10 protein-coding genes are annotated in these 12211 nt (G+C 48.4%); 6 read left to right on the top strand and 4 right to left on the bottom strand.

Annotated features, from left to right (window positions below):
* A partial coding sequence (locus ACN0YH_RS27795) for a hypothetical protein (protein WP_417382871.1) occupies nucleotides 1-1041 on the top strand: 1041 nt, incomplete at its 5' end.
* 377 nt (nucleotides 1042-1418) lie between these two features.
* The gene (locus tag ACN0YH_RS27800; protein ID WP_417382872.1) at nucleotides 1419-2000 is read left to right on the top strand and encodes a hypothetical protein; all 582 of its coding nucleotides are present in this window, start codon (nucleotides 1419-1421) and stop codon (nucleotides 1998-2000) included.
* 120 nt (nucleotides 2001-2120) lie between these two features.
* On the opposite strand, the gene ACN0YH_RS27805 is transcribed toward ACN0YH_RS27800, so the two are convergent.
* From ACN0YH_RS27805 to istA, 3 genes are read right to left on the bottom strand one after another with little or no spacing between them, the layout of a single operon-like run.
* The gene (locus tag ACN0YH_RS27805; protein ID WP_417382880.1) at nucleotides 2121-5684 is read right to left on the bottom strand and encodes a hypothetical protein; all 3564 of its coding nucleotides are present in this window, start codon (nucleotides 5682-5684) and stop codon (nucleotides 2121-2123) included.
* A gap of 13 nt (nucleotides 5685-5697) precedes the next feature.
* Nucleotides 5698-6492, bottom strand: coding sequence for an IS21-like element helper ATPase IstB (gene istB / locus ACN0YH_RS27810; RefSeq protein ID WP_417382873.1), 795 nt, complete (start codon nucleotides 6490-6492; stop codon nucleotides 5698-5700).
* Between the two features lie 2 nt (nucleotides 6493-6494).
* Nucleotides 6495-7991: an IS21 family transposase gene (gene istA / locus ACN0YH_RS27815; protein WP_417382874.1), complete on the bottom strand. Its 1497-nt coding sequence runs from the start codon at nucleotides 7989-7991 to the stop codon at nucleotides 6495-6497.
* Between the two features lie 359 nt (nucleotides 7992-8350).
* Between istA and ACN0YH_RS27820 the strand changes: the two genes are divergently transcribed.
* The 3 genes from ACN0YH_RS27820 to ACN0YH_RS27830 all read left to right on the top strand — a co-directional run bounded on the left by ACN0YH_RS27820 (nucleotide 8351) and on the right by ACN0YH_RS27830 (nucleotide 9713).
* The gene (locus tag ACN0YH_RS27820; protein WP_417382875.1) at nucleotides 8351-8692 is read left to right on the top strand and encodes a hypothetical protein; all 342 of its coding nucleotides are present in this window, start codon (nucleotides 8351-8353) and stop codon (nucleotides 8690-8692) included.
* Nucleotides 8693-8773: 81 nt separating this feature from the next.
* The gene (locus tag ACN0YH_RS27825; protein WP_417382876.1) at nucleotides 8774-9232 is read left to right on the top strand and encodes a hypothetical protein; all 459 of its coding nucleotides are present in this window, start codon (nucleotides 8774-8776) and stop codon (nucleotides 9230-9232) included.
* The gene (locus ACN0YH_RS27830; protein ID WP_417382877.1) at nucleotides 9219-9713 is read left to right on the top strand and encodes a helicase HerA domain-containing protein; all 495 of its coding nucleotides are present in this window, start codon (nucleotides 9219-9221) and stop codon (nucleotides 9711-9713) included. Before ACN0YH_RS27825 ends, ACN0YH_RS27830 begins: the two co-directional genes overlap by 14 nt.
* 50 nt (nucleotides 9714-9763) lie before the next feature.
* On the opposite strand, the gene ACN0YH_RS27835 is transcribed toward ACN0YH_RS27830, so the two are convergent.
* Nucleotides 9764-10863 (bottom strand): IS3 family transposase gene (locus ACN0YH_RS27835; RefSeq protein WP_417382878.1). Its coding sequence is split into 2 segments (ribosomal slippage): nucleotides 9764-10599 and nucleotides 10599-10863, totalling 1101 coding nucleotides; the frame shifts between segments, so codons are not numbered across the junction.
* Between the two features lie 706 nt (nucleotides 10864-11569).
* Between ACN0YH_RS27835 and ACN0YH_RS27840 the strand changes: the two genes are divergently transcribed.
* A partial coding sequence (locus ACN0YH_RS27840; protein WP_417382879.1) for a Calx-beta domain-containing protein occupies nucleotides 11570-12211 on the top strand: 642 nt, incomplete at its 3' end.

Here is a 12211-nt window from a genome sequence, read left to right on the forward strand (position 1 = left end):
AACCTTGCCGCTGTTCGTGTTACCGTTTGTGTGGAGATGGATCAGTTGGCGCCTGATTTACTGTCGACTTTAGGTTTTTCACTTGCAGATAAAAGAATCTCACAAACGACAACCTGGCCTTACGCTGAGCCACAAACACAGGATTATGTAGGCAATATTTATGTAGCCAGCAGCATCCCACCTGGTCCTGCTTCCATTTCACTTGTCGACCCGGATAATGCGAATCGTTCGATAACCTCGAGTTCTCTAATGGGAACAGGAACAACTCCTCTGGGGCCGACTGATATTCTCTGGGATGCTACAAATCAGCGGATTATTTATTCGGACCTTTATCTGCAGTCGGTTGTTGCCGTTGATCCCGCTACAGGAGATCGGACGGTTCTTTCCTCTTCCCATCCAGCGACACCCGTTGGCAGTGGAGCGTCATTATTGAATATCACGGGATTGGCCTTGGAGCCTTCGGGGACACTGCTCGCGCTGACTAACCCATTTGGTTTAATTCGTATCAATCCCGCGACTGGCGATCGGACAGTACTTTCAAGTTCCACAGTGGGGATTGGTTCTGTCTGGTCCACGGGGGATACAGTTGCTGTTAGTTCCACGGGGGGAATCTATGTCGTGGGGAAAGCCTCTTTTGCTGGTGTGTACGAAGTCGACAGCATCACTGGCAACCGGACCCTGATTACCGCGGATATGGTCACAACACCTGTCACGGAGAGGATTGGTAATCCGACAGACGCTGTTTTTGACATGTCTGGTAATCTGCTGATTGTCGGCAATCTCAATCTTATTTCTGTCAACGTAACCACCGTCAGCCGAATACAGATTTCCGGAGTAGGCAAGGGGAGTGGTTCACCAATGGTGTCACCACAGGGGGTTGCCGAACAGGATGACGGGACGATACTCGTATCTGACAACGCCCTCCAGTCAATCATTGCGATCGACCCGACAACCGGCAACCGTACTGAGTTTTCGGGACCTTCTACTGGCACTGGCCCAAGCTATGGAGTGGGACTTCGCGATCTGACAATCGTACCTTAGGAACAGAAGCGAAATACCGTGATTACTTGGGCGTGAAAGATGTTTAAGTGTGGATGGTCCTGCTCTCTTTCAATTGAAAACTCAAAACGCGTGGCTGTTGATCTGCGGAACAAAAAATGAGAATCAAAATCCTTATACTTTTAAAACAGTGAGTCAGTACTTCGATATCCTGAAAAGTGTGTTTTTTAGAAACGGAAAAGTGACAGGAACACTTTTAAGATGTTGTTTTTCAGCATCCGGTTAATCATGACTTTACCTTTTGCGTGAGTGGATTACTTCGTGAATCCAAGAGGCAAAACAAAATATTTTAAGGCAACCCGACTGTCTGCTTGTTTGTATTGGACGTAACCAGCGTTAGTTTCCGGTTGAACATTATCATGAAGCGAATTGATACCAAGCAAAGACAAACTCAAAAGAATCGGCGTGGGATCGCGATTCTCTGGCTGGTGATCTGGGGATCATTTTTTCTGACATTTTTCTGTGCAGTCCTGGAACTGGCAACTTTGTGGGAAGCCCAGGTTGAGTTGAATGATGCGCTTGACTCTGCAGCATTAGCTGCTGTGTGCGAGTGGAATAGTATGCGAAATCTCAGTAATTATTCGACTGAAATTCCTCGCGAAGTCGGCGTGGATTATGCTGCGGCCAACACGGTTCTGGGAGTTCCTGTGCCGCTTGACTCAAACTATAATTCCGGAAATACGCCTAACGAAAACGGCTCATGTGCGGGTAATCTAATCTTCGGCGACTTAATCACCAGTGGTTCCGTTTATGAATTCAATGCGGGATCTACGGGAAACCTGCTCGCCGTCAGAGTACAGGCAACAGTCCCCCTCAATGGGTTTTGCACAGCGATGTTTGGTGCTTCCTTTTTTGATGTGTCTGCATCTTCTATTGCCTATTATGATACTTTAGAAGGCAAGCCGAGGCTGGTGAGTATTTCGGCTTATACATGTAACTGATCTCTGGACCAAGCCTGCTCGAATCACTCTGAGACTGTGTCCGGTTTTACTGTAGTTTCTCCAAGGAGATCTGAACCGAGTATCATAGCAGGAGAGACGCAAATCTAAAATGCGATGACCCTAAATGATCGGTCCTGACCAGTCTGAGAAGACACTGTTCAACTCTTCTTCTTCAGTGAATTCCTGTTCGAAATCGTATTCGTGTTCTTCATTGATGAATTCAAAGCGGGAGAGGTAATCATCATCGGTATTCGATTTTTCTTCCGCAACTGCAAAGAGATTGTCCGAATCTTCAACGATGTTCAGCAGGGATCCATCGAACTCATTTTTGTCAGTGCTTGAATTTGCTGTCACCAATGGTTCGGCTGTGAACAGCAGTCCCTGGTAGACTTTGTCGTCCGTCTCGATAGAGGCAGGTTGCTGAACTTCCTGGTAATAGCTGGATGCAGCAAAGACTTCTGTTTCCGAGTCGGATTGTTTGATGGCTGGTTTCTTCGTTGCTGGATTATTAGCCGTTAAATGCAGGTGGGCATCAATCATGGCTTGTGCAGACGAATCGAGAGAAGCACCCGCTGCATTCGCGTAAACCTCTTGAAGAATCTGGATATCAAGGGCAGAAATTGTTTTACGCGTGGAGGGGTCTAACGTGGGATTCATTAGATCGATGGGCTGATCAATGTGTACGCCATCATCGGTCAACTGAACAAGGAAGTCGGAGCCGACAAACAGGGTCTCGTCATTTTCGTTGGTTTCCACCAGATCGCTGAAGGCAGTGTAACTACTGGTGAAGCCGACCACGTGACCGATTTCATGCAGGAGCACACTATATAAGTCGTAATGTCCTTCGGCAGCAGAGCCGGGCAGTGCCAGTCCATTTTCGTCAAAGGAAGCACCTTCAATGGATGAATACCAGCCGATTCCCGTGGCGTCATCATCAATGTAGACACGACCGCGAATCGGGATGCCGTTTTCGTCGAGTTCCAGAATCTGGCCACCGCCAAGCTGTTGATCAGCCAGATCGGCTACGACGACCTGGATACTAAGGTCTTCGACCCCCAGCTCTTCTTTCCATTCATCAACGGCGGCATCAATGACTTCATCAAATGTGTCTTCTCCCTCAGCTTCCACTTCAGGTCCATACCATTTTTGCGGGAAATTGGCAGGGAATGTGACGTTGTTATCGTTGAACTTGGACTTTCCATAGTTTGTGATCAGTTGGATTAAGTCTCTGTGGTTCACTGTCGTACTTTTGTCAAAATCCAGTGTCCAGGCCAGGTTAGCAGCAGCATCAAATACCGAATCATTGTAAATACCAATCAGTGTAATCAGATCGCGATGGTTGATCATACCATTGTCATCCACGTCATACGGAACCGCCCACAGGTCGGTAGCCGGGTTGGTCAGGATGGTCGGATTCACGCTCTCTTCATTGACGATGCCAAGGTGAGCATTCATCACCCGCAGTCCCAGGTCATGTGGCCCGAGATAGCCGGTCTCCCGATTAATGGCGACATTATCATCGTCCAGAGATTCAAACTTCACCCTCGCCAGCAGCACCTGATCACTGCCCCCCAGGGAATCGAGACTGTTCGCGCCGCTGATGCCGGCTACAATCCCGGTTTCATCATCAATGAGGGCAGTGGAGTTTTCCCCGAAGGCAGCCCCATATTCAATTTCGGTGGCGGTGAAGTATTCGGTGTTATAGTCCAGATCAAAGACTCCGCCACTGATGCCGGTGCCATCGGTCGTATTCCCCCAGACTTCGACCCAGAAACTGTCCCACTCATCAATCCAGGTTTCACTCTCCGGCACCGAGGCCGTTTCACCGTTGGAGTTGGTGGATGTGGGTGTCATGACGAGGGATGTGTTAATCGTCGTGTCAGGAGAGGCGGAGCCGAAGAGCGGATCGGGTTCATCATTGAGGATGGTGCCGGTGGCTTGTAATGTCAAAGAGAGAAGTTTTATAGCTGCAACTCCAAAATCTCCATCGGCGATATAGGCAAAATTGTCTTCGACCAACACTCCCCTTGCTTCCCCCTGGGTATCGAAGACTCCCAGCTCAGATATATTTGTAGGATCGCTGATATCCAGCACTCGGAGTCCCTGAAAGCCATCAGTGAGGTAAGCGAGTTCCCCAACCACCTCTAAATCTTTTGCGTAATTAGGCGATACAAGATATGGATTAGCAGGCGTTTCAAAGGTTCCCACTTCAGAAATATTCGTGGGATCACTGATGTCTAACGCGCGAAGACCAAATGAATGATCGGTGATGTACGCAATACTCCCTTCTACATTTACCGTTTGAACAAAGCCGGTTGGATTAAAAAATCCCAACTCCGATATATTAGCAGGATCGCTGACGTCTAATACACGCAGTCCTTCAGAGAGATCGATGATGTAGGCGATAGTCCCGACAACCTGTACATCCAATGAGCTACCAGATGTGTTATAATATCCCAATTCGGTAATACTAGCAGGGTCACTAATATCCAGCACACGCAGGCTGTCATTATCGGCAACATAGGCGGTATCTCCTACAACCTGCACGCTTACAGCGTAACCTGGTGTATTGAAAATTCCTTCCATTGATATATTTGCCGGATCGCTAATATTTGATGCAATTAACCCATCTGAACCGGCGGCGATATAGGCAATGTTTCCAACCACTTGCACATCGATAGCATTAACTGAATATGTACCAAGTTCGCTAAGATTTTTCTGATCACTGATGTCTAACACTCGCATGCCTGAATGACCACCAGCGACATATGCAATATTGCCTTGCAAATGTATGTTGTTCGACTCACCGTGCGAGGGAGTATCAAAAGTACCAATTTCTGAAATGCTGGCGGAATTGCTGATATCTAATACACGCAAACCTCCAGATTCATCGGTGAGATAGGCAATGCTTCCTTCTACCTGTACACCGCGGGGGTTTCCTGGTGTATCATAGTCTCCCAGCTGAGAAATATTCGCAGGATCGCTGATATCTAATACTGTCAAACCGGGAGCATTTGCGAGATATGCGAGACTTCCAACTACCTGGATCTCTAATGCCGTACCGCTAGAATCAAAGTCTCCTAATACAGAAATATTGCTGGGATCGCTAATATCTAGAACTTGCAGGCCTGCAATATAATCATCAACGTAGGCCAGACTTCCAACAACCTGCATTGCATAGAGAGTATTTGCAGTATCAAAGTATCCCAACTCTGTTATATTAGCTGTGTAACTGATATTTAACACTCGCAAGCCTGCAGAACCATCGTTGATGTAGGCTACATTCCCCTCGATCTGCACTCCCTTAGCATATGATGGTGTGTTGAAACTTCCGAGGACAGAAATATTGCTGGGATCGCTGATATTTAATACAAGTAAACCTTCAGCACCAGCGGCGAGGTAGGCAGTGATACCTACCACTTGTACTTCATTAGCAGTTGCTGAAAAGGATCCAAGTTCGACAATATTCGTGGGATTACTGATATCAAGAACTCGCAGGCCGTAAAAACGATCGGATAGATAGGCTAGACTACCCACGACTTGCACATCGGTTGAATAACCCGATGATTCGAACCTCCCGAGTTCCGTATGTAAACAACGGTCAGAAGACGTAGCGCCTGCCGGTTGAAAACCGTAGCGCTGTCTGTGTTGGATTCGTCCGGATGTGGCTGTGTTGGGACGAATGCGTGGTCTTTTGTTATTTCGTCAGTAACGGTTTCTTGCTTGAGCTTTTTGTGTGCCGCCGTTTGGCGTCCTGTAACCGGTAACTTTCACCGGTGGTTTCCAGGATATGACAGCGATGGGTGAGTCGGTCGAGTGTGGCTCCCGTCAGCCGTTCGCTGCCCAGTACCTCGGTCCAGTTTTCAAAGGGCAGATTGGTCGTCACGATCAGGCTGAAACGTTCATAGGCCGTGCTGATCACGTCGAACAGCAGTTCAGAGCCGAGTTTACTGGCGGGGACATAACCCAGTTCATCCAGGATCAGCAGATCGAGTTTCGCGATCTGCTTTTTCAGGCGGGTCAGCTCCCGCTGTTCGCGGGCTTCCATTAACTGGGTAATCAGTTCTGTGACCTGATAAAAGCGGACCCGCTTTCCCTGGCCGCAGGCGGCAATCCCCAGAGCCACTGCCAGATGCGTTTTGCCGGTGCCGGAATTGCCCACCTGCAGGATATTCTCCCGCTGCTCGATAAACTCACCCCGCATCAGTTCGCTGACCAGCAGTTTGTTGAGGCCGGGCTGGGACTGAAAATCGAACGTTTCCAGGGTCTTGTACGTCGGGAATCTGGCTTCCTTCAGACGTCGGTCGGCAGCCCGGCGTTCCCGTTCTATCAGTTCCAGTTCACACAACTGCAACAGGTAGCCCAGATGATCAACATTATCAGTGGCACAACGCGCGGCGATCTTTTCGCATTCCCTGAGGATGGTGGGCAGCCTCAGGTTTTTGAGATGGTGCTGCAGCAGCACCAGACTTTTGGTTTGTTTTCTGGTCACGTTTAACCTCCGATTAACAGGGACTGGTAAGCAGAAACATCCGTCTGAGCCACCTGTACCAGCTTCAGGTGGGGACGGCCTTCCAGGCTGAATAGAGTCAGCGGTGACTCCTGCTGGTATTCCAGAATCAGGCGAATGGCAGAAGCGCGGGTCGCATCAATGGCCAGCGCGTGTTCCACCGCACGTTTCAGCGTGGGCAGCGGATGACGTTCCAGCAGACGCAGCACCTTGATGAACTCCCGCGTGCCGGCTGACTGCAGTTCGGCTTCCAGCCGGCGGCGGAGAATGCCCAGACAGACCGGCAGATCCCAGTCTTCCAGGGGGCGGGCATGATCAAAGCCTCCCGGCTTCCATTCCAGTAAACTCAGGTAATGAATCGGGTTAAAACGGGTCTGTTCCCGTCCCCAGTCCCGCTGGTGCCGGGCGATTAACGTCTCTTCAAAGACCAGCCGGACTTCGGCGATGGTGGCCACGATGGTGATCTGACGATGCGCGTATTTTGTGGGGACCGAGTAGCTGTTGGTATCAAAGCGGACCAGCGACAGGGAGTCCGCGTGAGCCTGTCCGAGCCGGCAGGCTTCGAACATCTGCTGTGGCAGAGGACGCAGGAACTGCCGTTGTTCTTCCGCCAGCAGGCTGTGTTTGGGGGAGGTCTGTCCCCGCAACTGACGCTGCAGATCGTGCCGGCAGCATTGCACTAACTGCTGGTTCAGGGCTTCCAGAGAAGCAACCCGGGGGACGGGGACCAGGAAGTTGCTGCGGGCATAATCCAGTAACCGCTCGACATGCCCTTTCTCATTCGGTCGTCGTACCAGACAGAAATGATCGTCAAACAGAAAATGGCTTTTCAGACGCAGGAACTCGGTCGTTACTTTTCGCTCACGGTTCCCTACCAGACTGGCTACTGCGATTTTCGAATTGTCATAGCTGATTCGCTGCGGCACACCGTCCAGAAATTCAAAGGCCCGTTTGTGTCCTTCCAGAAAGGATTCTGTGCACTCCCGGGGAAAGGCCTGGATAAAAATGGCATCCGAATAAGGTAACGTCATCACAAACAGGGCGACTTTGGTCAGTGTGCCGTCCAGCCAGACATCGGCAAAGCCGAAGTCCACCTGGGCTTCGCCCGGGGGATGGCGGAGCGGCAGGAAAACCTCGCGGGACTGTGCTTTCCAGTCACGAATCGCTTCCTGCACGATCGTGATTCCACCGGAATACCCGTGTTCGTCCCGCAGGCGTTCAAAAATGCGTTTCCCCGTGTGACGCTGTTTGCGATGAACGTTCCGGTCACTCTGCAGAATCTCATGAATGATCGGCAGGAACGGCGCCAGCTTGGAAGGCCGGGGCTTAGTCAGCCGGTATCCCGGCGGCTCCGAGTAGGTCAGAATTTTTTGTAGCGTGTCCCAGTGAATATCGTACTCGGTACGAGCAGCGCGTTGACTGATTTCTCCGGTCAAAACACGCCGACGGATCTCACCCCATAACTCCATATCTGTAATCACCCTTGCCCCCCGCTGTTTCCGGATCAGAACTGACTCATGTACTGAGAGTCTGACCCAAAACCAGCAGGTGGTCATCTGGGCGCTACGTTTTTATACCGATTTGCCACTCCCCGGCAGGCGCTACGTTTTCTGGCCGTTGTTTACATTTATAATCGGACTTTGTATGTTTTGGTTCATTGGAAGTCTAGCGATTCTTAATCATGATATGAATTACAATAATCCTTGGTTGGCTGTTGTACTACCTTTTTGTTTTTGGGCAGTATGGAGTTAATTTGAATACGCAAATGAGGGGAGCAGGGAATAAAGTGAACTAAGCTTCTTAACGAAAGATATTTATAACCTGATGCATTCGTCATCAAATGACTAATCGAAGATTGGAAGTTCCGGAAGATTATGTGCGAGTATTTTCTTCGCTTACAGCAGCCGTGATAGCCGAAAGTAGTGGGTATTTTACGGTACGGTCAGCTGGTGCGGCAATTCAAGCTTATAAAGAGAACAAGCCTTTGGGATGTGAGTGGTACTCTCACATTAGTTCTCAATCCGGAAAGGGATTCTTTAATCCTGATGAGTTCTTGAGGATAAACAAGGACGTTATTTCTTATGCTTTTGCAAATCGTCATTCTGCTAATGGGCGAATGAATGATTACAAATATGCCAAGGCTCTTGTAGAAAAAATTCAACAATACTGGTCGACAGCCTGAACTTGCTTCCTGGTTTTAGTGGCAGGGCTTGGAACACACAAAACTATTTATATCCTGCTTTCGTTTAGATTCCTTATTCTCATGGAATTCTTCGAATCGCTAGAACAGAAATGTAGAAACCTTGTTGAAGGTAAGAACTTCTTAAATGACCCTGAGCCAATCACTGCAATAAAGAGGCAGATTCAGTTGCTTCTTCATGAGTTGGATGGTTCTCGGAATAGTTTTAACACTCAGTTCAAACGTCTTGAAAAGAAAAGGCTCGAAATAGAATCTGAGAAACTCAATCTAGCTCCTCAGCCAAATCATTCTATGGAGATTTGGCGTGATCGAAAGCAGATGGCAAATAGCCTGAATTATACTTTGTCTCAAATAGAACAAAGTGTTGGGTATTTAGTTTCTGACTACAATCGGAAAATGACTGAAATCAAATCTCGCCTTCTAAATGAATGGAATAATTGGGTCCAGGTGGCTCCGGATTATTCTGTTGGTGGTGCTGGGGCTTCTGAGTCTGGGGGTGAGAGATTTGATGCAACTAACTGAGATGTTGCAGAAGCTCTATCCATTGATGCCTGACCAGGTGGAGAGGTGGCGGCGGTCTTTTTTGATGGGAAGTCCTGAGATAAAAAGAATGCTTGAGCAACAGATTCGTTTTCAAGCACAGAAAATCTTAAGCGGAGCTCCTGCAGGTGTACTGTTATCACTGCCTCCGGAAGATATCGCTCGTGGTGAGATTAGCCTTGGCAATATTCTTTATGACAAAGTTCGCTGGCCTCTTGGTCTTCGCAAAAAAGAGCTCACACAGCACACAGTGATTTGTGGTCGTTCTGGAAGTGGAAAGACTAATTGTGTTGCTCAGATAATGAAGCAATTAACAATTCAGCGTGTTCCAATGCTGATGTTTGACTGGAAGCAGACAGCCAGGCATTTTCTTTCATATTTAAACGCACCATTTGATGTCTGGACAGCTGGGAGAACTTTAAACGCTTTGCCGCTTAATCCGTTTGTAGTTCCAAAGGGATGACCTTGCCCCCAACCTTGTACCAGTTGGAATGTTAGAGATCCAAGTTAAAATCATCCCTGGCGCGCCAGGGATGATTTTTTCGCGAACTCCGCTGGGGTCTGATTACCCAGGGAACTGTGCGGGCGGTTTTCGTTATAGTCCAGCCGCCACTGGTCAACTTGCTCCTGAGCGTCTGTCAGGCTTAAAAACCAATGCTGGTTTAAACATTCCTGGCGAACTCGCCCGTTGAACGATTCAATATACGCATTGTCGGTTGGTTTTCCCAGCCGACTGAAATCCAGAGTCACTTTGTTGAAGTAAGCCCACCAGTCCAGACTCTTCGAAATGAACTCAGGGCCGTTATCCACACGGATCGACTGAGGACAGCCTCGAGCCGCTTTGACTCGATCCAGAGCTGCCACCACATCATCTCCAGTCAGCCGTGTTCCCACCTGAATGGCCAGACTCTCACGACTAAAGTTATCGACTAACGTCAGCAGCCGGAACCGCTGCCCGTTAAACAGTTGATCGGCCATGAAGTCCATGCTCCAACTCTCATTGGTACGACTGGCTTGCTGCCGTGTTTTTCGAATTTGGCAGCTTTGATTCCGCCGGGGGCGTTTTCGACGCATTTGCAGGCCTTCTTCGACATAGAGCCGGTACACTAGTTTGTGATTGACGTGCCAACCTTCTCGCGAAAGCAGGATATGCAATCGCCGATATCCGTAGTGCACGCGAGTGCCAGCCAGATCACGTAACCGGATACGTAATTCGGTCCTTTCGTCTCGAACACTTTTGTAGCGGTGGCTGGCTCGTGGAAAGTTCAATGCCCTGCAAACACGGCGTTCGCTTTGACAATAACCGACCTGAAGCCGCTTCACCACTACTCGACGACGATCAGACCTCATACCTTTCCCTGGACGACATCCTGCAGCATCTTCTTATCGAGGCTGAGATCGGCCACAAGCTGCTTCAGTTTCTTGTTTTCTTCCTCAAGTTGCTTCAGGCGTCGTAACTCGGCAACCCCCATTCCCGCATACTTCTTCTTCCAGCGGTAAAAAGTCTGTTCGGTAATACCCATCTTGCGGGTCACTTCCACTACCGGAGTTCCTGATTCTGCCTGACGTAAAGCAAAGGCGATTTGTTCTTCTGTGTAGCGTTTTCGTTTCATAGATCTGATCCTTTTCCTGAATACAAGATAACAAATTCTCTCGCATTCCGCATGGATCAAGAAACGGGGGGAAGGTCAAATCGGACAACGAATCGGACACTTTATCGGACTACGGATTATTCAATTGATTTCTTTGTTGGATAAAGGTTGCATGGTGGATTTTAAAGTCTGCTGGTAACTCATCAGTATTTCGGTAGCCCCGATTCGACCTGCCCCCACTCTACCATCACAATTCAGAGGATGTATGAACTGGTTCAGTGAGATAATAGAGGATGGCTGAATCGCTGTGTTGATTCGCTGGTGACTCAAATCTCTTCGACAAAAAATATATCAATACAACTCAAACAATTGTTTCTGCTTCAAGTTTTCTGATCTGGTCTGATCATCTCAACTCATCTTAACAAATAATTTCATCTAAGTGGAGACTGTATCTGTTGGAACAGTATGGCGTGTAGGTATATGCATTAAATTGTGACATTGTGATCATGTTGTAGTTGTATGAAAATTTGAAAAAACAAAATATTTGTATAGATTAATAAGTTTTGAAAGGGTATGTATGTGAACTTATCAAAATGGATAGGTGTGTTCGACTGTGTTGTGTGAATGTGTGAATCACTCCTGTTTTCCCTTCTTCAAATCTGAATGCAATTCTGCTTGTTTTAATCAAAAAAAATCTGACCATTTCAAGCGTTGAGAGGAGTTCACCGTGCTGATAACGAACTGGTTAAGTGCTCTTGTGACCCGTATTCGCCATCGTCCCCGTTCTAATTCTCGCATCCGCCGCTCAATTCGAAAACGCTGGCAGGCAATCCAGCAAAACAAAATCACGACAGTTGACGTTTTAGAAGCACGCGAGATGTTAACGTCGCTTTCGATCTCAGACGTCGATCTTGTAGAAGATGATTCGGGAACCCAAACCCTCTATTTCTACGCGAATTTATCTGCTGCAATGGGAGCGGATGTCACATTTAATGTCTCCACTTCAGACCTTACTGCCAGTGCAGCAGAGGGAGATTACGGTGCGTTAAGTTCGCAGGCTTTCACCATCGCCGCAGGCGATACCAGTGCAGTCATCACGATCGATGTCTACGGCGATACCTCGGTTGAACTGGATGAAACGTTCCAGGTCACATTGTCAGATCTGAACGACAGCGGGCAGGGAGTGACGTTTGCTGGAAGTGACGCCACTGAATCTGCGATCGGGACGATCACGAATGATGACAGTTTTGTTGCGATTATTGATGAGCGGGATGCAGGCTTCAGCAAGACCGGTAGTTGGAGTTCATATAACGGTAAGGGGTTATATAATCAGTCTTATCGTTTGTATAACGGTGGTTCTGGTACTAGT

This window comes from Gimesia sp., from assembly GCF_048262075.1.
Classification (GTDB): Bacteria; Planctomycetota; Planctomycetia; order Planctomycetales; family Planctomycetaceae; genus Gimesia.

Coding starts and splice junctions, on each gene's coding strand:
- ACN0YH_RS27800 (WP_417382872.1), top strand. CDS start 1,419: ATGAAGCGAATTGATACCAAGCAAAGACAAACTCAAAAGAATCGGCGT.
- ACN0YH_RS27820 (WP_417382875.1), top strand. CDS start 8,351: ATGACTAATCGAAGATTGGAAGTTCCGGAAGATTATGTGCGAGTATTT.
- ACN0YH_RS27825 (WP_417382876.1), top strand. CDS start 8,774: ATGGAATTCTTCGAATCGCTAGAACAGAAATGTAGAAACCTTGTTGAA.
- ACN0YH_RS27830 (WP_417382877.1), top strand. CDS start 9,219: ATGCAACTAACTGAGATGTTGCAGAAGCTCTATCCATTGATGCCTGAC.